Source organism: Streptomyces sp. NPDC002784, from assembly GCF_053592135.1.
Map to the genome: position 1 here is coordinate 428,980 of NZ_JBSFVD010000004.1, position 22,559 is coordinate 451,538.

19 protein-coding genes, 1 tRNA gene and 1 riboswitch are annotated in these 22,559 nt (G+C 70.7%); of the genes, 12 read left to right on the forward strand and 8 right to left on the reverse strand.

The genetic code is table 11. The features are described from left to right. Positions 1 to 110 precede the first annotated feature (110 nt). A riboswitch (cyclic di-AMP (ydaO/yuaA leader) is annotated at positions 111 to 289 on the forward strand. A 4-nt stretch (positions 290 to 293) separates the two neighbouring features. The 6 genes from ACWD1Z_RS11905 to ACWD1Z_RS11930 all read left to right on the forward strand — a co-directional run bounded on the left by ACWD1Z_RS11905 (position 294) and on the right by ACWD1Z_RS11930 (position 6,483). Next, positions 294 to 998: a transglycosylase family protein gene (locus tag ACWD1Z_RS11905; protein WP_451117787.1), complete on the forward strand. Its 705-nt coding sequence runs from the start codon at positions 294 to 296 to the stop codon at positions 996 to 998. A 300-nt stretch (positions 999 to 1,298) separates the two neighbouring features. Then, on the forward strand, positions 1,299 to 2,579 hold the full coding sequence (gene eno, locus ACWD1Z_RS11910; protein ID WP_389418349.1) for a phosphopyruvate hydratase: 1,281 nt from the start codon (positions 1,299 to 1,301) through the stop codon (positions 2,577 to 2,579). A gap of 95 nt (positions 2,580 to 2,674) precedes the next feature. Further along, entirely contained in the window at positions 2,675 to 3,151 is a 477-nt protein-coding gene (locus ACWD1Z_RS11915) for an FtsB family cell division protein (RefSeq protein WP_451117789.1), read from the forward strand. A 19-nt stretch (positions 3,152 to 3,170) separates the two neighbouring features. Beyond that, positions 3,171 to 3,701, forward strand: a complete 531-nt coding sequence (locus tag ACWD1Z_RS11920) for a DUF501 domain-containing protein (RefSeq protein ID WP_451117791.1) — start codon at positions 3,171 to 3,173, stop codon at positions 3,699 to 3,701. Continuing rightward, positions 3,698 to 4,639, forward strand: coding sequence for a Ppx/GppA phosphatase family protein (locus ACWD1Z_RS11925; RefSeq protein WP_451117793.1), 942 nt, complete (start codon positions 3,698 to 3,700; stop codon positions 4,637 to 4,639). Before ACWD1Z_RS11920 ends, ACWD1Z_RS11925 begins: the two co-directional genes overlap by 4 nt. A gap of 443 nt (positions 4,640 to 5,082) precedes the next feature. Beyond that, on the forward strand, positions 5,083 to 6,483 hold the full coding sequence (locus ACWD1Z_RS11930; protein WP_451117795.1) for an NAD(P)/FAD-dependent oxidoreductase: 1,401 nt from the start codon (positions 5,083 to 5,085) through the stop codon (positions 6,481 to 6,483). 114 nt (positions 6,484 to 6,597) lie between these two features. On the opposite strand, the gene ACWD1Z_RS11935 is transcribed toward ACWD1Z_RS11930, so the two are convergent. Beyond that, positions 6,598 to 9,126 (reverse strand): ABC transporter permease, encoded by a 2,529-nt coding sequence (locus ACWD1Z_RS11935; protein ID WP_451117797.1) that lies wholly within the window; start codon positions 9,124 to 9,126, stop codon positions 6,598 to 6,600. Next, a complete protein-coding gene (locus ACWD1Z_RS11940) occupies positions 9,126 to 9,896 on the reverse strand; it encodes an ABC transporter ATP-binding protein (protein WP_451117799.1) in 771 nt (256 codons plus the stop codon). Before ACWD1Z_RS11940 ends, ACWD1Z_RS11935 begins: the two co-directional genes overlap by 1 nt. A 392-nt stretch (positions 9,897 to 10,288) precedes the next feature. On the opposite strand from ACWD1Z_RS11940, the gene ACWD1Z_RS11945 reads away from it, so the two are divergent. The 3 genes from ACWD1Z_RS11945 to ACWD1Z_RS11955 all read left to right on the forward strand — a co-directional run bounded on the left by ACWD1Z_RS11945 (position 10,289) and on the right by ACWD1Z_RS11955 (position 12,839). Next, a tRNA-Leu gene (locus ACWD1Z_RS11945) sits at positions 10,289 to 10,371 on the forward strand. A 167-nt stretch (positions 10,372 to 10,538) separates the two neighbouring features. After that, positions 10,539 to 11,714 carry a 4-hydroxybenzoate 3-monooxygenase gene (locus ACWD1Z_RS11950; RefSeq protein WP_451117801.1) on the forward strand — a complete coding sequence of 392 codons (1,176 nt, stop codon included), beginning with the start codon at positions 10,539 to 10,541 and terminating at the stop codon, positions 11,712 to 11,714. A gap of 213 nt (positions 11,715 to 11,927) precedes the next feature. Further along, positions 11,928 to 12,839, forward strand: a complete 912-nt coding sequence (locus tag ACWD1Z_RS11955) for a Bax inhibitor-1/YccA family protein (protein ID WP_451117803.1) — start codon at positions 11,928 to 11,930, stop codon at positions 12,837 to 12,839. 72 nt (positions 12,840 to 12,911) lie between these two features. On the opposite strand, the gene ACWD1Z_RS11960 is transcribed toward ACWD1Z_RS11955, so the two are convergent. Continuing rightward, positions 12,912 to 13,142 carry a DUF4287 domain-containing protein gene (locus tag ACWD1Z_RS11960; RefSeq protein WP_451117805.1) on the reverse strand — a complete coding sequence of 77 codons (231 nt, stop codon included), beginning with the start codon at positions 13,140 to 13,142 and terminating at the stop codon, positions 12,912 to 12,914. A 102-nt stretch (positions 13,143 to 13,244) separates the two neighbouring features. Here ACWD1Z_RS11960 and ACWD1Z_RS11965 point away from each other — a divergent pair, with 102 nt between their 5' ends. Further along, positions 13,245 to 13,556 (forward strand): hypothetical protein, encoded by a 312-nt coding sequence (locus ACWD1Z_RS11965; RefSeq protein WP_451117806.1) that lies wholly within the window; start codon positions 13,245 to 13,247, stop codon positions 13,554 to 13,556. Between the two features lie 78 nt (positions 13,557 to 13,634). On the opposite strand, the gene ACWD1Z_RS11970 is transcribed toward ACWD1Z_RS11965, so the two are convergent. The 4 genes from ACWD1Z_RS11970 to ACWD1Z_RS11985 form a co-directional block, all read right to left on the reverse strand. Then, on the reverse strand, positions 13,635 to 14,417 hold the full coding sequence (locus ACWD1Z_RS11970) for a hypothetical protein (RefSeq protein ID WP_451117808.1): 783 nt from the start codon (positions 14,415 to 14,417) through the stop codon (positions 13,635 to 13,637). A gap of 275 nt (positions 14,418 to 14,692) precedes the next feature. After that, positions 14,693 to 15,913 (reverse strand): acetyl-CoA C-acetyltransferase, encoded by a 1,221-nt coding sequence (locus ACWD1Z_RS11975; RefSeq protein WP_451117810.1) that lies wholly within the window; start codon positions 15,911 to 15,913, stop codon positions 14,693 to 14,695. Between the two features lie 913 nt (positions 15,914 to 16,826). Beyond that, complete coding sequence (locus ACWD1Z_RS11980; protein ID WP_451117812.1) at positions 16,827 to 17,993, reverse strand: acyltransferase family protein; 1,167 nt, start codon at positions 17,991 to 17,993, stop codon at positions 16,827 to 16,829. A gap of 142 nt (positions 17,994 to 18,135) precedes the next feature. Continuing rightward, positions 18,136 to 19,164 carry an SGNH/GDSL hydrolase family protein gene (locus tag ACWD1Z_RS11985; RefSeq protein ID WP_451117814.1) on the reverse strand — a complete coding sequence of 343 codons (1,029 nt, stop codon included), beginning with the start codon at positions 19,162 to 19,164 and terminating at the stop codon, positions 18,136 to 18,138. Positions 19,165 to 19,321: 157 nt separating this feature from the next. On the opposite strand from ACWD1Z_RS11985, the gene ACWD1Z_RS11990 reads away from it, so the two are divergent. Then, complete coding sequence (locus ACWD1Z_RS11990) at positions 19,322 to 20,710, forward strand: cystathionine beta-synthase (protein ID WP_451117816.1); 1,389 nt, start codon at positions 19,322 to 19,324, stop codon at positions 20,708 to 20,710. Positions 20,711 to 21,029: 319 nt separating this feature from the next. On the opposite strand, the gene ACWD1Z_RS11995 is transcribed toward ACWD1Z_RS11990, so the two are convergent. After that, positions 21,030 to 21,458, reverse strand: a complete 429-nt coding sequence (locus ACWD1Z_RS11995) for a hypothetical protein (RefSeq protein WP_389418364.1) — start codon at positions 21,456 to 21,458, stop codon at positions 21,030 to 21,032. A gap of 208 nt (positions 21,459 to 21,666) precedes the next feature. Here ACWD1Z_RS11995 and ACWD1Z_RS12000 point away from each other — a divergent pair, with 208 nt between their 5' ends. Next, positions 21,667 to 22,521, forward strand: coding sequence for a MurR/RpiR family transcriptional regulator (locus ACWD1Z_RS12000; protein ID WP_451117818.1), 855 nt, complete (start codon positions 21,667 to 21,669; stop codon positions 22,519 to 22,521). Positions 22,522 to 22,559 lie beyond the last annotated feature (38 nt).

Sequence of the window (22,559 nt, forward strand, 5' to 3'; positions counted from 1 at the left end):
ATCGTCTTTGAAATTCGGCGGATCGCGTGTCTACCGTCGGGACCGCTCGCCAACACGAGCCCCGGCTGCCGCAACGCCGAATCCTGCCAGCGGCCGTACGGGAACAGTCGTCGCGTCATGCGCCGTAGGCAGGAGCGGGGGACCCAAGGTAGGCGCCGGGTCCGGCAGTCGAGGCGACTCGACACCGGAACCGGCTCGGGGTGAAGCCGCGCACCGCAAGGTGCGTGGCCGGGCAACTCAACCGGCCCGAACCCGACAGCTCACCTCGCAGGCGTCGGTGAGGGGATCGATCCATGCTGTTTTCCGGCAAGGGCAAGCACCGTCGTCCGTCCAAGGCCACTCGCGCCATCGCCATCGCCGGCGTCACCGGCGCCGCCGTCGCCGCTCCGCTGATGGCGGCCGGCAACGCCTCCGCCGCCACCGCCTCCGAGTGGGACGCCGTCGCCCAGTGCGAGTCCGGCGGCAACTGGTCCATCAACACCGGCAACGGCTACTACGGCGGCCTGCAGTTCTCGGCCTCCACCTGGGCCGCGTACGGTGGCACCCAGTACGCCTCCACCGCCGACCAGGCCAGCAAGGCCCAGCAGATCGAGATCGCCGAGAAGGTGCTCGCCGGTCAGGGCAAGGGCGCCTGGCCGCACTGCGGCACGGGCCTGTCGAGCGCCGCCTACACCGGCGGCTCCGGCACCGGCACCGGCTCCAGCACCGGCTCCTCCTCCGAGGGCGGCACCGAGACCTCCACCCGCTCGACCGAGGAGCAGTCCGCCTCGCGTTCGACCGAGCGTCCGGCGCAGAAGCAGAAGACCGTCACCACCCCGACCGGCAAGAAGGTCAAGAAGGGCGACGGCGAGTACAAGGTCACCACGGGCGACACCCTCAGCACCATCGCCGAGGAGCACGACGTCAAGGGCGGCTGGGAGAAGCTCTTCAAGCTGAACAAGGACATCGTGGCGGATGCCGACCTGATCTACCCCGGTCAGCAGCTGCACCTCAAGTAGTCCCGTAGCCGAACCACAGCGCGCTCATAGACGCCTGGTTCACACTGAAGACCTCGTGCGGGCCACCCCCGTCCCCACGGGCACCCCGCTCCGGTGCGTGTTCCCCCGTACGCACCGGAGCGGGGTTTTCTTTTCCGGTATGTCACCGTCCCTTTGTTCCGCTGCCGAACAATGGGTACCGTCTGTCCTTGTCCACGGGACGGTCGGTCGGCTGGCCTATGTCCCGCAGGCGGATAGGCTCTAGCCGCAAGGCTCACGTGCCCCGCACTTCCAGCGTCACATCCCAAGAAGGAGATGCTCGTGCCGTCCATCGACGTCGTCGTAGCCCGGGAAATCCTGGACTCCCGAGGCAACCCCACGGTCGAGGTCGAGGTCGGCCTCGACGACGGCAGCACGGGTCGTGCCGCCGTTCCGTCCGGCGCTTCCACCGGCGCCTTCGAGGCCATCGAGCTCCGCGACGGTGACCCCAACCGCTACCACGGCAAGGGTGTCGAGAAGGCCGTCCTCGCCGTCATCGAGCAGATCGGCCCCGAGCTGGTCGGCTACGACGCCACCGAGCAGCGCCTGATCGACCAGGCGATGTTCGACCTGGACGCCACCGACAACAAGGGCTCCCTCGGCGCCAACGCCATTCTCGGCGTCTCGCTCGCCGTCGCCCACGCCGCCTCCGAGGCCAGCGACCTGCCGCTGTTCCGCTACCTGGGCGGCCCGAACGCGCACCTGCTGCCGGTGCCGATGATGAACATCCTGAACGGCGGCTCGCACGCCGACTCCAACGTGGACATCCAGGAGTTCATGATCGCCCCGATCGGCGCGGAGTCCTTCTCCGAGGCGCTGCGCTGGGGCACCGAGGTCTACCACACCCTCAAGAAGGTGCTGAAGAGCAAGGGCCTGGCCACCGGCCTCGGCGACGAGGGCGGCTTCGCCCCGAACCTCGGCTCCAACCGCGAGGCCCTCGACCTCATCCTCGAGGCGGTCAAGGAAGCCGGCTACACCCCCGGCGAGCAGATCGCCCTCGCGCTCGACGTCGCCGCCTCCGAGTTCTACAAGGACGGCGTCTACACCTTCGAGGGCAAGGCGCGCTCCGCCGCCGAGATGACCGAGTACTACGCCGAGCTGGTCGAGGCGTACCCGCTGGTCTCCATCGAGGACCCGCTGTTCGAGGACGACTGGCAGGGCTGGCAGACCATCACCGAGAAGCTCGGTGACAAGGTCCAGCTCGTCGGCGACGACCTGTTCGTCACCAACCCGGAGCGCCTGGCCCGCGGCATCGAGGAGGGCGCCGCCAACGCGCTGCTCGTGAAGGTGAACCAGATCGGTTCGCTGACCGAGACCCTGGACGCCGTGGAGCTCGCCCAGCGCAGCGGCTTCAAGTGCATGATGTCCCACCGCTCCGGCGAGACCGAGGACGTCACCATCGCCGACCTCGCCGTCGCCACCAACTGCGGCCAGATCAAGACCGGCGCCCCGGCCCGCTCCGAGCGCGTCGCCAAGTACAACCAGCTGCTGCGCATCGAGGAGATCCTCGACGACGCCGCGGTGTACGCCGGTCGCTCGGCTTTCCCCCGCTTCAAGGGCTGAGGCTGCTGACGGCATAGCCAGTCGTACGTACGTCCCCGTACTCGGTCCCGTACCGTGTGCGGGGACGTACGCGCGTGTGTGAACGGGAGTGAGAGATGGCCGTCAAGGACCGGGACCGTTTCTCCACCGCGACCAGGATCCGGTTGCTCGGGGAGCAGACGGCGGCCCGTGTCTACCGCTCGCAGACCAAGCGGCAGGCCCGCCGCTCCCGGCTCACCGGCCGGGCGGCCCTGCTCGCCCTCGTCGTCTGCTCCCTGGTCGTCGCCCTCGCCTACCCGATAAGGCAGTACGTCGCCCAGCGCGCCGAGATCGCCGATCTGCAACAGCAGAAGCAGCAGGCCCGGCAACGGGTGGAGGAGCTGCGCGACCTCAAGGCACGCTGGCAGGACGACGCCTACGCCGAGCAGCGGATCCGCGAGCGCCTGCACTATGTGCTGCCGGGGGAGACCGGCTTCGTCGTGATCGACCCGGACGCGGCGAAGCAGGCGCGCACCGACCTGGGCACGGCGGACCGGCCCTGGTACGCGAACGTCTGGGACGGGGTCGACAAGGCCGACGCCGCCGACCGATAGATAGAGACGAAAGACTGTGATGGATACGCCCCCGCCCACTACTCCGCGGACCGAGCCGACCGACGCGGATGTCGAGGCCTTCAAGCAGCAGCTCGGCCGGCCGCCGCGCGGGCTGCGGGCCATCGCGCACCGGTGCCCGTGCGGGCAGCCGGACGTGGTGGAGACGGCGCCCCGGCTGCCGGACGGTACGCCCTTCCCGACGCTGTACTACCTGACGTGCCCGAAGGCGAACTCCGCGATCGGCACGCTGGAGGCGAACGGCGTGATGAAGGAGATGACCGAGCGGCTGGAGCGGGACCCCGAGCTGGCCGCCGCCTACCGCGCCGCGCACGAGGACTACATCCGGCGCCGGGACGAGATCGAGGAGCTGACGGGCTTCCCGAGCGCGGGCGGCATGCCGGACCGGGTGAAGTGCCTGCACGTCCTGGTGGCCCACTCGCTGGCCGCCGGCCCCGGGGTCAACCCGCTCGGCGACGAGGCCCTCGCGATGCTGCCGCAGTGGTGGCGCAAGGGGACGTGCGTGACCCAGGGGCAGGAGACGGCCGGATGACCCGCGTCGCCGCCATCGACTGCGGTACCAACTCCATCCGGCTCCTCGTCGCCGACTGCGACCCGGAGACGGGCGAACTGGTCGATCTGGACCGCCGTATGACCATCGTGCGGCTCGGGCAGGGCGTGGACCGCACCGGGCGGCTCGCCCCCGAGGCGCTGGAGCGGACCTTCGCCGCCTGCCGCGAGTACGCGGCGGTCATCAAGGAGCACGGCGCCGAGCGCGTCCGCTTCGTGGCGACCTCCGCCTCCCGGGACGCCGAGAACCGCGAGGACTTCGTGCGCGGGGTCGTCGGCATCCTCGGGGTCGAGCCCGAGGTGATCAGCGGGGACCAGGAGGCCGAGTTCTCCTTCACCGGCGCCACCAGGGAGCTGGCCGGACGGGATCACCTGCCCAAGCCCTACCTCGTGGTGGACATCGGCGGCGGGTCGACCGAGTTCGTCGTCGGGGAGGAGCACGTACGCGCCGCCCGCTCCGTCGACATCGGGTGCGTGCGGATGACCGAGCGGCACCTGGTGCGGGACGGCGTCGTCTGCGACCCGCCCGCCGAGGAGCAGATCACCGCCGTACGGGCCGACATCGAGGCCGCTCTCGACCTCGCCGAGCGGACCGTGCCGCTGCGGGAGGCGCACACCCTGGTGGGGCTCGCCGGGTCCGTCACCACGGTGTCCGCCATCGCGCAGGAGCTGCCCGCGTACGACTCGGCGGCCATCCACCACTCCCGGGTCTCCCGCGACCGCGTCCGGGAGATCACCGAGTGGCTGCTGCACTCCACCCACGCCGAGCGCGCCGCGGTTCCCGCCATGCACCCGGGGCGCGTGGACGTCATCGCGGCGGGGGCCCTGGTCCTGCTGGCGATCATGGAGCGGATCGGTGCCGAGGAGGTCGTCGTCAGTGAGCACGACATCCTCGACGGCATCGCCTGGTCGGTGGCGTAGCTCTCCTTTGTTACTGATCGGTAGCCTCGGCTGAGCAGGTCAGGTAGCGTCTGAGCACGTTCGAGGGGTCCTTGAGGGCCCCTCGGCGACAGTCCGTCGGGAAAGTTCGTGAAGTTCTTCACAAGGAATTGGGCCCGGTCGGGGTGCGGAAGGGGGCCGGTTGGCCCTTCCGGGGGTCCAACACCCGCTTGAGCGTGTTCGGAAGGGGTCTCGGAGGGTCCCGCGAGAAGGGCTCGCGAGAGATCGTTTCGGGGGCCTCACTCAGGCCCCGAATCCTCAGAGAGGCAGCTCACGCGGCATTGACAACGGTCCGCGGCGGGCCGCGGTTCCCCCTCGCGGCCATGACGTGGATCACGCGAGCGGCGGAGGATAGCACACCCCTTGAGGATGCTTGTGAAGGGGCGCACGAGCGACCCCCCTGAGGCGGGTGGATACTCGATGGCATGAGCACCACGGAGCGTCCCAGGATCCTCGTAGTAGGCGGTGGGTACGTAGGCCTGTACGCAGCTCGGCGCATTCTCAAGAAGATGCGCTACGGCGAGGCGACCGTCACGGTCGTCGACCCCCGGTCGTACATGACCTACCAGCCCTTCCTCCCCGAAACCGCCGCCGGCAGCATCTCCCCGCGCCACGTCGTCGTCCCGCTGCGACGCGTGCTGCCCAAGGCGGAGGTGCTCACCGGCCGGGTCACCACCATCGACCAGGACCGCAAGGTCGCCACGATCGCCCCCCTGGTGGGCGAGGCGTACGAGCTGCCGTTCGACTACCTGGTCATCGCGATGGGCGCGGTCTCCCGCACCTTCCCGATCCCCGGCCTCGCCGAGCAGGGCATCGGCATGAAGGGCATCGAGGAGGCCATCGGCCTGCGCAACCACGTGCTGGAGCAGCTGGACAAGGCCGACTCCACCACCGACGAGGAGATCCGCCGCAAGGCGCTCACCTTCGTCTTCATCGGCGGTGGCTTCGCGGGCGCGGAGACCATCGGTGAGGTCGAGGACATGGCCCGCGACGCGGCCAAGTACTACACCAACGTCTCCCGCGAGGACATGCGCTTCGTCCTCGTCGACGCCGCGGACAAGATCCTCCCCGAGGTCGGCCCCAAGCTCGGCCAGTACGGCAAGGAGCACCTGGAGGCCCGCGGGGTCGAGGTCTACCTCTCCACCTCCATGGACTCCTGCGTCGACGGCCACGTGGTGCTCAAGAACGGCCTCGAGGTCGACTCCAACACCATCGTCTGGACGGCGGGCGTCAAGCCCAACCCCGTCCTCAGCCGCTTCGGCCTGCCGCTCGGCCCCCGCGGTCACGTCGACTGCCAGCCGACCCTCCAGGTCACCGGCACCGACTACATCTGGGCCGCGGGCGACAACGCCCAGGTCCCGGACCTCGTCGGCCGCAAGAACGGCAACCCGAACGCCTGGTGCCCGCCCAACGCGCAGCACGCGCTGCGGCAGGCCAAGGTCCTCGGCGACAACGTGGTGTCCGGCATGCGGGGCTTCCCGCAGAAGGACTACAGCCACGCCAACAAGGGTGCGGTGGCGGGCCTCGGCCTCCACAAGGGCGTCGCGATGATCGTCATGGGCAAGATGAAGATCAAGCTCAAGGGCCGGCTGGCGTGGTACATGCACCGCGGCTACCACGGCCTGGCGATGCCGACGTGGAACCGCAAGATCCGCGTCTTCGCCGACTGGACGCTCGGCATGTTCCTCAAGCGCGAGGTCGTCGCCCTGGGCGCTCTGGAGTCCCCGCGCGAGGAGTTCTACGAGGCGGCCAAGCCGGCGCCCGCGGCTCCCGCGGCGAAGACGCAGAAGAGCGAGAAGACCGAGGAGAAGGCCAAGGCCTCCTGACCTCCGGTCACTGATCCGTCCGGCGGATCATCCGGCTGATCCGTCCGAAGGGCCTCCCGCCATCCGTGGTGCGGGAGGCCCTTCGGCTGTGCATGGGGCTCCAGGCCCTCGCCGCTACTGCGACTTGATCGCCGCCAGCATGTTCAGCCGCGCCGCCCGCCGGGCCGGCCACAGCGCCGCCAGCACGCCCACGGTCGCCGCCAGCAGCAGGAAGACGCCCATCCGGGTCCAGGGCAGGACCAGTTCGTACGTCGCCATCCGCGACGCCACCAGCTCACCGGCCGCCCAGCCGAAGAACACGCCCAGGCCGATGCCCAGCACTCCGCCGAACAGCGAGATCACCAGGGACTCCAGACGGACCATCCGCTTGATGCCCTTGCGGTCCAGGCCGATCGCACGGAGCATGCCGATCTCCTGGGAGCGCTCGAACACCGACATCGCGAGGGTGTTGATGACACCGAGCACCGCCACGATCACCGCCATGGCGAGCAGGCCGTAGACCATGTTCAGGATCAGCGTGAACATCTGCGCGATCTCGTTGGAGAGGTCCTTCTTGTCCTGGACCTTGATCGCCGGGTTGGCGCCCAGCGCCTTCTCCAGCGCGTCCTTCGTGGCGTCGGAGGCGCCGGCGGCCGTCTTCACCATGACCTGCATGTCGGTCGGGTCGGTGAGATGGGGGGTGAGGGTGCGGTTGTCGAGCATGATCCCGCGGATCATCTCGTTGCCCACGTACACCCCGGCGACCGTCAGACGCTCGGCCTTGCCGTCCTCGTAGTGCGCGGTGAAGGCCGAGCCGGTGCGCCAGCCGTGGGAAGTGGCGGTGTCGTCGTCGACGACCACCCGGGTGCCGCCGACCTCGAAGGCGCCGCTGTCCATGGGCAGCTCGGTCAGGTCGGCGATCGAGGAGCCGTCGACGCCGGTCAGGTACTCGGTCTCGCCGTCGATCCGGGAGGGCGCGTTGCGCAGCGGGCTGGTGGCCGTGACCCCGTCCAGCTCGCGCAGCGTGCCGTCGACGTCGGGGGAGAGGCCGTTGCCGTTCGCCATGGAGACCACGTAGTCCGCGCGCAGCGCCGAACTGGCCATCTTGTCGATCGCCTGCTGCAGGCTGCCCGCCATCACCGTCATCCCGGTGATCAGGGTGAGCCCGATCATCAGCGCGGAGGCGGTGGCGGCCGTACGGCGCGGATTGCGCACCGAGTTCTGCCGGGCCAGCTTGCCCGAGACCCCGAAGATCCGCAGCACCGGAGAGGCCGCCGCGATCAGCGGACGGGACAGCAGCGGCGTCAGGATGAAGACGCCGATGATCAGCAGGACCGCGCCGAGCCCCATGGGGGCCTGACCGTCCGAGCCGTCCATCGCCGTCGCCGCCAGGACCACCGCGACACCCCCGCCGGCGAACAGCGCGCCGAGCGTGTTGCGCAGCACCAGCGACTTGGTCGTGGCCTGGGCGTGCAGGCTGCTCATCGCCGCGACCGGCGGGATCTTCGCCGCCCGGCGGCCCGGCAGCCAGGCCGCCAGCATGGTGATCACCACGCCGACCGCGAGCGCGGTCACGACCGTGCCGGGCGAGATGACCAGCGGCCCGTCGGGGACGGTCGCGTCGAGCGAGCCCATGAGCGAGCGCAGGCCCACCCCGATGCCGATGCCCGCGACCAGACCGGCCACTCCGGCCACCGCGCCGACCACGAGCGCCTCGATCAGCACCGACCGCGTGACCTGCCGGCGCGAGGCGCCGACCGCCCGCAGCAGCGCGAGCTCCCGGGTGCGCTGGGCGACCAGCATGGTGAAGGTGTTGGCGATGATGAAGGTGCCGACGAAGAGCGCGATGCCCGCGAAGACGAGCAGCATCTGCCGGAAGCTGCCCATCTCGGAGGAGATCATCTCGGCCTGGTCGTCGGCGAGTTGGCTGCCGGTGGTCGTCTCGACGAGGTCGCCGGGCAGCGCCTTGTCCAGCTCGGCCTTGAGCGCGGCCTGGCTGACGCCCGCCTTCGCCCGGACGTCGATCTCGTCGTACGTCCCGGTCTTGCCGAACAGCCGCTGGGCGGTCGCCGTGTCGAACAGGGCCAGGCTGCCGCCCGCGGCGACATTGCCGTTGTCGGTCGTGAAGATGCCCGTGACGGTCGGCTTCAGCACCGGTCCGTCGACCGAGATCCGTACGGTGTCGCCGACCCGGTATCCGGCCCGCTCGGCGGTCCTGGCGTCGAGCAGCACCTCGTTCCTGCCGCTCGGGGCGTGCCCGCTGACCAGCGGGTAGCGGGGGTCCTCGGCGCCGGAGTAGTTGCTGCCCTCCGACTGCCAGCCCTGGCCGATGAGGTCGCCGTCCTTGTCGGCGATCGCGGTGAAGCCGTTGACGACTCCGGTGGCCGAGGCGGCACCCGGCACCTGCGCGCTCTCGTCGAGCAGCGCCTCGGTGAGTTCGGGGGTCCTGCCGACCGAATTTCCCTTGCTCTCCTGGTGGTTGGGCTGGACGGCCACGTCGACATGGTCGAAGCCCTTGGCGGAGCTGTTGCGGTAGGCGTCGGAGATGGTGTTGGTGAAGACCAGCGTGCCGGAGACGAAGGCCACGCCGAGCATCACGGCGAGCACGGTCATCAGCAGGCGGGCCTTGTGCGCGAGGACGTTGCGCAGGGCGGTGCGGAACATCAGCTGGTGCGGCCCTTCGCGTCGAACTGCTTCATGAAGTCGAGGACCCCGTCGGCGGTCGGGCGGTACATCTCGTCCACGATCCGGCCGTCGGCGAGGAAGACCACCCGGTCCGCGTAGGCGGCGGCCACCGGGTCATGGGTGACCATCACCACGGTCTGCCCCAACTCCCGTACGGAGTTGCGCAGAAAGCCCAGCACCTCGGCGCCGGAGCGGGAGTCGAGGTTTCCGGTCGGCTCGTCGCCGAAGATGATGTCCGGCCGCGAGGCGAGCGCGCGGGCCACGGCGACGCGCTGCTGCTGGCCGCCGGAGAGCTGGGAGGGGCGGTGGGAGAGCCGGTCGGCCAGCCCCACCATCCGGATGACCGAGTCCAGCCACTCCTTGTCGGGCTTCCGCCCCGCGATGTCCATCGGCAGGGTGATGTTCTCCAGCGCGGTCAGCGTCGGCAGCAGGTTGAACGCCTGGAAGATGAAGCCGATCTTGTCCCGGCGCAACTTGGTGAGCTGCTTGTCCTTCAGCGCGCCCAGCTCGGTCTCGCCGATGCGCACGGAACCGGAGGAGAAGGTGTCGAGGCCCGCCACGCAGTGCATCAGCGTGGACTTGCCGGAGCCGGAAGGGCCCATGATCGCGGTGAACTCGGCCTGCCGGAAGTCGACGGAGACCCGGTCCAGGGCGACCACCTGGGTCTCGCCCTGTCCGTAGATCTTCGACAGATCCGTGGCGCGCGCGGCCACGGCGGTGGCCCGGCCGGCGATTGATGCGGTGGTCACGAGTAGGCGCTCCTCGACAGAAGACGAAGTGTTTCGGGGACGTCTTCCATCGTCATGGCCGCCGGTGTCCGTGGAGTCAGCCGCTGTTCCGGTTCCGAAGGCAGACTCGGGTCGGACCGAGGGCGGCGGAGTCATACCTGGGGATGACGGCGGCCCCTGACAAGGGCCCTGTCGAGAACAGGTGGAGCGTCCTTGTTCGGGCGGTGAAATTCCGTCATTCCGCATACGTGGCCGGACACCGCACGCAAGGCTATTGGCAAGTGCGGATGGCTCGTTCCGTGGTCTGATGCACCCTCAGACGTCAATAAAATAAGACAACATCGGTCCGTCTCCCCGCTGTTCGGGGGATGCGTCCCGATAGGCTCGGAATCTCGACGCGGAGCCCATGGCCTGCCCGGATGGTGGAATGCAGACACGGCGAGCTTAAACCTCGCTGCCCCTCGCGGGCGTACCGGTTCAAGTCCGGTTCCGGGCACCTCCGACCCACGCGCGGCCGCCGGTACGCGGCCCGTTCCGTGCACCCTTCATCGAGAACTTCACCGCACGGACCGTTGACAGCGGCCGATTGCGATCGGACACTCATGCCATCCATCTCGTGAAACAAACTTCACCAGACGAACACCGTGCGGAAGGGAACGACCGATGCGCACCACCGTCGGCATCATCGGAGCCGGCCCCGCGGGCCTCCTCCTCGCCCGGCTCCTCAGCAACGCCGGCATCGACTCGGTCGTCCTGGAGAGCCGCGACCGCCCCTATGTGGAGCAACGCCAGCGAGCCGGAATCCTGGAGCAGGGCACCGTCGACGTCCTGCGCGCGGCCGGGGCCGGCGAGCGCATGGACCGCGAGGGCCTGCGCCACGACGGCATAGAGCTCCGCTACGACCGCACCCGCCACCGCGTCGACTTCCCCGCCCTCACCGGCGGCCGGTCGGTGATGGTCTACGCCCAGACCGAGGTCTGCAAGGACCTCATCGCCCTCCAGCTGAAGGACGGCGGCCCGCTCCTGTTCGAGGCCGAGGCCCTGGCCGTGGAGGACGCCGGCACCGACCGCCCGCGCATCCGCTTCCGCCACGAGGGCCGCGAGGACGTCCTGGAGTGCGACTACGTCGTGGGCTGCGACGGCTTCTGGGGGGTGGCGAGGAAGGCGGTCCCCGCCGAGCTGAGCCGGACCTTCGAGCGGACCTACCCCTTCGCCTGGCTCGGCATCCTGGCCGACGTACCGCCCTCCCACGACGAGCTGGTCTACGCCCGCCACGACCGCGGCTTCGCCCTGCTGTCCATGCGCTCCCCGTCCGTCTCCCGCCTCTACCTCCAGGTGCCGGAGGGCACGGCGCCCGAGTCCTGGGCCGACGACGCGATCTGGGCCGAGCTGGAGCGCCGCTTCGAGACGGACGACGACTGGCTGCTCGCCCGCGGCCCGATCACCCAGAAGTCGGTCACCCCCATGCGCTCCTACGTCCACGAGCCCATGCGCCACGGCCGGCTCTTCCTGGCCGGCGACGCGGCCCACATCGTGCCGCCGACCGGGGCCAAGGGCCTGAACCTGGCCGTGGGGGACGTGGTGACCTTCGCGCGGGCCCTGACCCACCAGCGGCAGACCGGTTCGGCCGAGCTGCTCGACGCCTACTCGGCGACCTGTCTGCGGCGGGTGTGGCAGGCCGAGCGGTTCTCCTACGACATGACGACGCTCCTGCACCGCGCCCCCGACGCCACCCCCTTCGAGGACCGGCTCCAGCTCGCCCGGCTCGCGCGGATCACGTCCTCGCGGGCCGCCGAGACCGAGCTGGCCGAGGCGTACACGGGCTTCCCGGTCGACTGATCGGCCGACTGATCGGCCGACTGATCACCGATGGGTTCCGGCCATGTCCCGGGTTGGTCATGAATGGGGCCCTCCGGTACCGGGAATCACGGATCCGCGTAGCGTGTTGCGCAGCACAGCGAGGGAAAGATCCTCCCCAGGCACTAGAGTCTTTCTTTTGCCTTTCCATTACTCTTGAGCCAAGGCTACGCAGGGTGGCCATGGAGGAGTGAAATGAGGAGCAGCAACCCGGTCTTCTCGCGACGGGGGTTCAGCCGCGACAACGGCCACGCGGGCTTCAGCGCCCAGCCGCAGGCCGGGGGCGCCGCTGTGGGCACGCAGGGCAACCCGTACGCCCAGCCGCAGGGGGCCAACCCCTACGCCCAGAACCCGTACGCGCAGAACCCTTACGCCCAGCAGGACCTTCAGCACGGCGCGCCCCCGCAGGCACCGGTCACCACTGGCCGGATGACGCTGGACGACGTCGTCATGCGCACCGGCACGACCCTCGGTGTCCTGATGGTCACCGCCGCGCTCGCCTGGGCGCTGCTGCCGGTCGACGACGCCAACATCGGCAAGTCCTACGGCATCGCCATCGGCGCCGGCCTGATCGGCATGGTCCTGGCGCTGGTGCAGTCCTTCAAGCGCAAGGCCTCGCCCGCGCTGATCCTGGCGTACGCCGCGTTCGAGGGTGTGTTCCTCGGCGTCGTCTCCAGTGTCGTGGACAACCGCATCGCCGACGGTGCGGCCATGCAGGCCGTGATCGGCACGATGGCGGTCTTCGTCAGCGTGCTGGTGGCGTACAAGGCGGGCTGGATCCGCGTGAACCGCCGCTTCGTCGGGTTCGTGATGGCGGCCGCGCTCGGCTTCATCATGCTGATGGCGGTCAACCTCCTGTTCGCGGTGTTCGGCGGCGGTGACGGCCTCGGCTTCCGCAGCGGCCCGCTCGGCATCATCATGGGCGTCGTCGGCATCCTGCTCGGCGCGTGCTTCCTGGCCCTGGACTTCAAGCAGGTCGAGGACGGCATCGCCTACGGTGCCCCGCGCGAGGAGGCCTGGCTCGCCGCCTTCGGTCTCACGCTGACGCTGGTCTGGATCTACATGGAGTTCCTGAGGATCATCGCGATCCTCAACAGCAGCGACTGATCGCTCGCCGCTTCGGAAGGGCCCCGGGTTGCACGACCCGGGGCCCTTCGGCGTCTGCGAAGCAGTGCGCGGCTAGAGGAACTTGCGCGCGGCCCTCCTCAGGTCGTACTCGTGGACGATCGCCTTCGCGTGGCCGTACGCGAGGTCGTATTCGTGGCGAAGCCAGCTGACCTTCTCCTCGAAGCGGGCGAGGGACGGGCCTTCTTCAACGGTGCGCAGCCAGTCGGAGACTTCACGACCGGTGCAGTGAGGGATGCGGGAGAGCATGTTGCGGTGGGTCTCCTCGGAGAGGACGTGGGACATCGGCGCCTCCGGACGCAGGGGATGTAAGCCGGTCCTTCAGGTCACCGTGCCTGAGCGTTCGCGTGTTGGCAACAGTGCGGGTGCTGCGCGTACGGTTGCGGCGTGGTGGATACGACGCGTCTGACCCGGGCTGTTGATCACTTCGCCGACCGTTTGCGGGCCGCGCCGCAGTCCCGGTTGCAACGGGGAGCTGCGGCGGAGGCGCTGGGGCTGGCTCGGGAGTTGGCTCGGCGGGCGCAGGTTCTGGAGGCGCCGGGGGTTGAGCCTCGGGTGATGCCGGATGCGGGGATGTTCGCGGCGGCTGACCAAATGACGGTTGCCGTGCATGACTTGGGCCTCGTGCTGTCGGACGAGGCCCAGGTGGATGAGGCGATGCAGTTGGTGGCGGAGGCGCAGAAGAGGGCGGGGGTCTAGGTCCCGTCGGCGGGTGCGGGCCTGTGGTGGCCGGTCGCGCAGTTCCCCGCGCCCCTGGGGAGTCCCAGGACCCCGCGCCTACAGGCTCGCTATGACCCTGTCGGCCAGGATGTACACGTTTTCCCCGCCGCAGGCGAAGGTCAGGGTGTACGCGCCTGAGATGCCCGAGCCGCCCAGCAGGACCGGGGTCTGGCCGGCGCGGAGGGCCTGGGAGAGGCGTTCCGCTGTTTCGCGGTGGCCCGGGGTCATGCACAGGGTGGTGCCGTCGGCGAAGACGTAGACGTCGAGGGTGCCGAGCGGGCCCGGGCGGACGTCGGTCAGTTCGGTGGCGGAGGCGGCCAGGTCCTCCAGGGTGGCGACCGTACGCTCATGGTCGTTCACGACCGGTGACTGCACCGGCACGAAGTCCGGGTGCGAGGGGTGCCGGCGACGGGCCGCGGCCAGTTCCGGGGAGTCCCCGGCGAACTCGTCCGTGTCCGCGGACGCCTCGGCCACGGGCTCCAGGGGCTCCAGGCCCACGAAGTCCGCCTGCCGGGGCAGGAACAGCTCGCTGTCGCTCAGACCCAGCAGCGTCGGGGCGTCGGAGGCGTCGCGCGCCTCCTGGGCCGCCCAGAACGCGCGCGCCTCCGCGAGTTCGCGTTCACGCTCCTCGGCCAGGGCCTCGGCCACCGCGGCGCGTATCTCGTCGGTGTCCGCGGACAGACGGGCGGCGGGCACCCGGCCCCGGGCCGCGGCCGCGTTGCTCGCGGCCAGCTCGGTGTGCAGGGCCGCGACCTGCCGGCGCAGCACCAAGAGCGTGCGCAGGACGGCGACGCCCACGGCGCCGGTGGCTGCCGTGGTGAGCAGGAGGGCAATCGGCATGGCGCTCACTGACGTACTCCCGGTTCAAAGTCGACCCCCGACTTCCTACATCAGCTTGAAGGGCGGACTAACCAGCTGTCAGTGCGTAACGTCACGAATCGGACAGGACTTTGGGCCTGGCATGGGTCGTGAAAACGCGTCTGACCTGCGTAGATCCCTCAACGGAGGGAGATAGGTCACATCCTGGGGGAGATTGGATCACAAATAGGCCCAGAACCGGGGCGGTTACCGGGTTCTGGGCCTATGGGTCACTCAGGGTACCGCGACGGCTACGGTCAGCTCAGGCGCTCGATGACCATGGCCATGCCCTGGCCGCCGCCGACGCACATCGTCTCCAGACCGAACTGCTTGTCGTGGAACTGGAGGGAGTTGATCAGCGTGCCGGTGATGCGGGCGCCGGTCATGCCGAAGGGGTGGCCGACGGCGATGGCGCCGCCGTTGACGTTCAGCTTCTCCAGCGGGATGCCCAGGTCGCGGTAGGAGGGGATCACCTGCGCGGCGAACGCCTCGTTGATCTCGACCAGGTCGATGTCGTCGATGGACAGACCGGCCCGGCGCAGCGCCTGCTGCGAGGCCTCGACCGGGCCGAGGCCCATGATCTCGGGGGACAGGCCCGAGACGCCGGTCGACACGATGCGGGCGAGCGGCGTGAGGCCGAGCCGGCGGGCCTTGGTGTCGCTCATGATGACGACCGCGGCGGCGCCGTCGTTCAGCGGGCAGCAGTTGCCGGCGGTGACCATGCCGTCGGGGCGGAAGACGGGCTTGAGGCCCTGGACGCCCTCCAGGGTGACGCCGGCGCGCGGACCGTCGTCCTTCGCGACGACCGTGCCGTCGGGGAGGGTCACCGGGGTGATCTCGCGCTCCCAGAAGCCGTTCTTGATGGCTTCCTCGGCGAGGTTCTGCGAGCGGACGCCGAACTCGTCCATGTCCTGGCGGGTGACGCCCTTCCAGCGGGCGAGGTTCTCGGCGGTCTGGCCCATCGCGATGTAGGCGTCCGGGACGAGACCGTCCTCACGCGGGTCGTGCCAGGTCGTGCCCTCCTGCTGGGCGACGGCCTCGGTACGGGCCTCGGCCTCGGCGAAGAAGGGGTTGTGCGTGTCGGGCAGCGAGTCGGAGTTGCCCTTGGTGAAGCGGGAGACCATCTCGACACCGGCCGAGATGAAGACGTCGCCCTCGCCGGCCTTGATGGCGTGCAGGGCCATGCGGGAGGTCTGGAGCGAGGAGGAGCAGTACCGGGTGACGGTGCAGCCGGGGAGGTGGTCCATCCCCATCTGTACGGCCACGATCCGGCCGAGGTTGTTGCCCTGCTCACCGCCGGGCAGACCGCAGCCGAGCATCAGGTCGTCGATGTCCCGCGGGTCGAGCTCCGGGACCTTGGCGAGGGCGGCCTGGATGATCGTGGCGGTGAGGTCGTCCGGGCGCAGGTCCTTGAGGGAGCCCTTGAAGGCGCGGCCGATGGGGGAGCGGGCGGTCGAGACGATCACGGCTTCGGGCATCACGGCTCCATTGGCGTCCGGGGCAGAGGGCTGGTTGGGAAGTTACCTGTACGTAAGCCATCGGTCACGGCCATCAGGGTGTGATGCGGAACTCTTTTCCAAGCGCTTGCTTAGGGTGTACGGCGGAGGGCGGGCGGGCGCGGGCTGCGGGGTGGAGGTCGGGTGGGGGCGAGGGCTGGCGCCGATTCGGGTGCCGGGGCGAGGGTGGGCGCCGGGAGCAGCGCGGGCCCCGGCGCGGGGACCGGCATGGGCGCCCGGTGTGAAGCGGGCCCTGGTGCGGCGGTCGGCCCTGGTGCGGCGGTGAGGTCGGGTGCGGAGCCCGGGTCGGGGACGGGTGCGGGGGCCGGGGTGGAGGCCGAGTCGGGGACGGGCGCGGGCGCGGGCACCGGGGGCGACGCGGGTCTGGACAGGGGGCGGCGTGGCGCGGGTGCGGGGGCCGGGGTGGAGACGGAGGCGGGTGCCGGGGCGTGGACAGGTGCGGGGCCCTGGAGCGGGGACGGATGCGGATTCGGGGTTGAACACCCCGTCCACCCCCCTCGAGAGCGGGCCCCGGTGTGGCGGCCGGGGTGGCGCCGGGGATGGGAGCGGGCGCGGATGCCTAGTCGGAGGCGGGCCCTGGCGCGGGGGCTGGCGCCGATTCGGGTGCCGGGGCGAGGGTGGGCGCCGGGGGCGGCGCGGGCCCCGGCGCGGGGACCCGGCATGGACGCGCGGTGTGGAGCAGAGCCTGGTGCGGCGACCGGCCCCGGGCGGCGGTGAGGGCGGGTGTGGGGGCGTATGCCGGGTCGGTGGAGGGCGCCGATGCGGGTGTGAGCGGCGCGGGTGCCGGGGCCGGGGCGGGTGCGGGTTCGGGCGACCCCGGCGCAAGCCGGCCCCGGTGTGGCGGCCGGGGTGGTGCCGAGGGCGGGGCGGATGCTTAGTCGGAGGCGCGGCCCGGGGCGGGTGCGGGTGTCGGGACGGGCGTGGGGGCCGGTACGGACATCCGGTGTGGAGCGGGCCCCGGTGCGACGGTGAGGTCGGGGGCGGGCCCCTGGGTGGGTGTGGGTGCTCGGGGTGGGGTGGGGGTCAGGAGCCATGCCGCTGACGGGCGGGTGAGGGGGCGGGCCAGGCGGCGGATGAAGGGGGAGGCGAGGACCGCCGTGAGCAGGACCCCGCACAGGACCAGCGCCACCAGCTCCACCGGGGTGTTCGCGCGGGCGATCAGGCCCTTCTCGCGCAGCGGGAGGATGACCAGGGGGTGCAGGAGGTAGACGGTGAATCCGCCCGCCCCGAGCGCCGAGACGAAGGGCACCTTCCGCCTCGGCATCAGCCGCAGCAGGCACAGCACCAGCGCCGCCGCCGAGGCCAGTACCGCGAGGCGGATCAGCCAGGCGCCCTCCATGCCCAGCGGGGTGTCCGCCTGGTAGGCGTGCCGCATCGACAGCCAGTGCCCCTGGATGTCCCGGTGCCACAGCACCGCCACGGTGATCGAGCCGAGCACTCCGGCGACCGCGGCCGGCAGGCTCCACCGGTTCTCGAACCAGTCCCGGAGCATGCCCTGGCCCAGGCGCCAGCCGAAGTAGAAGAGCGGCAGGTAGACCAGGGTCCGGCTGGCGGAGAACTGGAGCCCGAACTCCTCGACGTACCCGAGCCCGAGCGCCACCGCGGTGGTGACCAGCAGCGGATGGCGCAACTGGACCACCAGCGGCAGCAGCAGCCGCCAGCAGAACAGCGACATCAGGAACCACAGCGTCCACGGCAGCTGCGCCACATGCAGATCGAGCGGCCCGCCCAGCGCCTTCGTCTCCAGCGAGAACAGCACGCTGAAGATCAGCGCGGGCAGCACGATGCTGGTCAGCAGGGTGCGCAGCCGGCGCGGCCCGAGCGGCCCCGCACTGCTGAAGACACCGGCCAGCACCACGAACGCGGGAACCCGGAAGGCCCAGGCCGCTACATGGAAGACATGCAGCGAGTCGTGCCGGTCCATGATGCTGCCCACGGTGTGCAGGACCACGATCAGTGCGGCGGAGACGAAGCGGGCGTTGTCCCACCAGGGGTCACGGGTCCGGTCCTGGCCGGTGGATCTCGGAAACGGCTTTTCCATCGCGGGGGCGTGCTCCTGACAGCGGCATGACAGCGAAAGCACACCTTCGCGAAAGCCGGGGGTGATCCGGTGACGCCGTACCGCTCGGGGGGTGAACGGTACGTGTACGGAAGGCGGCCCCCGGAGAAGGACCGCCTCCGCTTCACACCCCGGACGCGCTGGTGGGCGACGGTTCCGCCTCCCCGACCCGCCGCCGGCGCCTGCGCTTGAGCAGCGCCCACGGGCCCCGGGGACCGCTCGGCATCGCCGCCGCGACCTCCGTACCCGCCTCGGACGCCGCCTCCGCCGCGGCCCGGGCCACCGGCAGGAAGCCCTCGCGGCGGGAGACGTCCGGGCGCTCCTCGTCCGCCGGCCACAGGCCGAGGGCCGCGCACACCGTGGGCAGGACCGCCATCGCCGCCGTGGCGTACCCCTCCGCCGAGGGGTGGTAGCTGTCCGGGCCGAACAGCTCGCGCGGGTTGGCCGCGAACTCCGGACCCAGCAGGTCGCCCAGCGAGACCGTACGGCCGCCCTGCTCGACGACGCCGATCGTCTGCGCGGCCGCCAGCTGACGGGAGACCCGCCGGGCCAGCCAGCGCAACGGCTGCTGGACCGGCTCGATGGTGCCGAGGTCGGGACAGGTGCCCACGACCACCTCGGCACCGGCCGTGCGCAGCCGCCGTACCGCCGTGGCCAGACAGCGCACCGACCGGGTCGGCGGCATGCGGTGGGTGACGTCATTGGCGCCGACCATGATCACGCAGATGTCGGGCACCCGGCGAGGATCCGCCAGCGCCAGCGCCACCTGCCGTTCCAGGTCGTCGGAGGTGGCCCCGGGCAGCGCGACATTGCGCAGCTCCACCGGCCGCTCCGCCACCGCCGCCAGTCCCGACGCCAGCAGCGCGCCCGGCGTCTGCCCGGCCCGCCGTACGCCCTGCCCCGCCGCCGTGGAGTCACCCAGCAGCATCAAACGCAGCGGAGGCTCGCCGACGGCGGTGTACCCGCTGCCGTACACACCCTCCGCGCTCGGCGCGTGCGGGGCCGTGCCATTGCCCACCGCCCGCTTGGCCAGCTGGACCTCGGCCAGCATCAGACCCACGGCGGCCGCGCCGGCCAGACCGATCCCGCCACCGCCGTATGCGGCACCGGCCGCGATCCGCCGGGCCACCCTCGCCCTCGACATGCTCGTCATGCCTCGCCGCCACCTCCTCGAACCCGTACATCCACTCCTTGCCCCGCACGGACCGTGGCCCAATCCCAACGGGGAGTGAACGACCGTCATGGCGGGCGTGGAGCCCATAGGCTGGCGATATCACTGACGACATCTTTTGCAGCATCCGGAGACAACGGTGCAATTCCACGACTCGATGATCAGCCTCGTCGGCAACACCCCGCTGGTGAGGCTCAACAGCGTGACCAAGGGCATCAAGGCGACCGTCCTGGCCAAGGTGGAGTACTTCAACCCGGGCGGTTCGGTGAAGGACCGGATCGCCCTGCGCATGATCGAGGCCGCGGAGGAGAGCGGCGCGCTCAAGCCCGGCGGCACCATCGTCGAGCCGACCAGCGGCAACACCGGGGTCGGGCTCGCCATCGTGGCCCAGCAGAAGGGCTACAAGTGCATCTTCGTGTGCCCCGACAAGGTGAGCACCGACAAGATCAATGTGCTGCGGGCCTACGGGGCGGAGGTCGTCGTCTGCCCGACCGCCGTCGACCCCGAGCACCCGGACTCCTACTACAACGTCTCCGACCGGCTGGTCCGGGAGACGCCGGGCGCGTGGAAGCCGGACCAGTACTCCAACCCCAACAACCCGGCCTCGCACTACCACTCCACCGGTCCCGAGCTGTGGGAGCAGACCGAGGGCCGGATCACCCACTTCGTGACGGGCGTCGGCACCGGCGGCACCATCTCCGGCACCGGCCGCTATCTGAAGGACGCCAGCGACGGCAAGGTCAAGGTCATCGGCGCCGACCCGGAGGGCTCGGTCTACTCCGGCGGCTCGGGACGGCCGTACCTCGTCGAGGGCGTCGGTGAGGACTTCTGGCCCACCGCCTACGACCGCACGGTCGCCGACGAGATCGTGGCGGTCTCCGACAAGGACTCCTTCCAGATGACCCGCCGCCTCGCGAAGGAGGAGGGCCTGCTGGTCGGCGGCTCCTGCGGGATGGCCGTGGTGGCCGCGCTGCGCGTCGCCGAGCGGCTCGGGGAGGACGACGTGGTCGTCGTCCTGCTGCCGGACAGCGGCCGCGGCTACCTCAGCAAGATCTTCAACGACGAGTGGATGGCCGACTACGGCTTCCTGGAGGACGAGGGCCCCAGCGCCCGCGTCGCCGACGTCCTGAACGACAAGGAGCACGGCGCCATGCCGTCCCTCGTCCACATGCACCCCGACGAGACCGTCGGCCAGGCCATCGAGGTGCTGCGCGAGTACGGCGTCTCGCAGATGCCGATCGTCAAGCCGGGCGCGGGCCACCCGGACGTGATGGCCGCCGAGGTCGTCGGCTCGGTCGTGGAACGGGAGCTGCTCGGCGCCCTGTTCAGCAAGGCGGCCTCGCTGGAGGACCCGCTGGAGAAGCACATGTCGGCCCCGCTGCCGCAGGTCGGCTCCGGTGAGCCGGTGGGCGACCTGATGTCGGTGCTCGGCACGGCGGACGCGGCGATCGTCCTCGTCGAGGGCAAGCCCACCGGAGTGATCAGCCGTCAGGACCTGCTGGCCTTCCTCGCCAAGGGCGGGAAGTAGCGGCGAACGTCCGGTGAACTGCGCGTGCCGGCGGCGAACTTGCGGTGATCAACAGCCTTCGCGCCTTCGTGGAAGTGGTACGAGCGCGTCACGTCCGCGCAGCACCCGCTTAACACGCGTACGGCACATTGGTGGATGTCGGCAGGGCGGGAGCGGCTCCCCGCCCCGGCCGGCACCGAACGTCCAAGGACCTCCGGAGCGGCTCCCGGACCTCCATGGACGCCGGACGTGAGACCTGGCCCGACCCGGTCGACGTCCTTCGCGGGGACCGCCGTCGTCCCGCCCCCCGGCAACGGGGGTGCGGCGGTCCCCGCGCATATCACTCCCAGTCGCTGTCCTTGCGGGCCTTGCGGCGGCGGAACAGGTCCGGATGAGTGCGGGCCGCCTGGACCACGTTCACCCCGACGATGCCCGCCCACGCGACCAGCAGGCCGGGCAGATGGGCCACCCCGCCGCCGATGCCGGACAGCGGGATCGCCAGGACCAGCGAGACGATGCCGAAGCCGAAGCGCTCGCCCCAGGAGTCCGTCGGCTTCGGTGACCGGGAACCCCGGGCCACCACCATCTGCTGCTCGGCGAGCTGCCGGCGCACCCTGCGCTCGACCGCCCCGTCGATCCGCTGGTCGACCTTCTCCAGGAACGAGTCGACCAGCGCGGACTCGTACTCCTCACCCAGCTCCCTGCGTGCTTGCAGGGTGGCGTCGAGTTCCTTCTTCAGCTCGGGGTCCCGCATGTCCATTCCGGTCATGGGATCCACCGTAGAAAGCCGCGACGCGGGCCGCACTGGGGTTAGCCCCCCTGTTCGCCCGGGGGCGGCCCCGCGTGTGCGTCGCTTGCCCAGCTGTATGACGTCATGCAGAGTTCTCCGTGTCTGAATAGGTGGGCGCGCCGCGGTGCTCCTCGACGGCCGCCCGGCTGCTCGACCGGTTCACCGAGATCTGGAGGGGGAGCGCGGCATGAGCGAGGACAGGAACACGGGGGACACCCCGGCGGCACGGCTGCAAGCGCTCTTCGAGGGGCACCGGCTGACGCCGACCCAGCGGCGCATCGCGCACAGCATGGTGCGCCGGGCCGCCGAGGTGCCCTTCCTCTCCAGTGTCGAACTGGCCGAACTCGCCGGCGTCAGCCAGCCGTCGGTGACCCGTTTCGCCGTCGCCCTCGGCTTCGACGGCTACCCGGCCCTGCGCAGGCACCTGCGCGAGGTCGCGCCCGCCGAACCCGCCTCCGCCCCGGGCGCGTTCAACGAGTACCAGCAGGCCGTCGAGGCCGAGATCGAGAACCTGCGGCATCTCGCGGAGCTGCTCGCCGACCCGCGTCCGGTGCGGCGGGCGGGCCGGCTGCTGGCGGCCTCCCGGCCCCTGCCGGTGCTCGGGCTGCGCGCGGCGGCCTCCCAGGCGTACGGCTTCGCCTACTTCGCCGCCAAGGTCCATCCGGACGTCCGGCTGCTGCACGAGGGCGGCACGATGGTCCACGACCGGATCGACGCCTGCGTGCGGGCGGGCGCCACGGCGCTGCTCTGCTTCGCGCTGCCCCGGCACCCGCGCGAGGTCCTGGACACCCTCGGCTACGCCAAGGAGGCCGGGCTGACCGTGGTGACGGTCACCGACTCCGCCTTCGCCCCGGTCGCCAAGGTCTCCGACCTGCTGCTGCCCGCGGCGGTGGGCACCGGGCTCGCCTTCGACACCGCCTGCGCCCCGATGCTGCTCGGCCGGGTCCTGCTGGAGGCCATGTGCGACGACCTGCCGGACGCCCAGGCACGCCTGGAGGAGTTCGACGCGCGGGCCGCGGCGCGGGGGCTGTTCGTGGACTGAGATTTTCCCGCGTCTTCTCAGACAGGTCTCACATACGC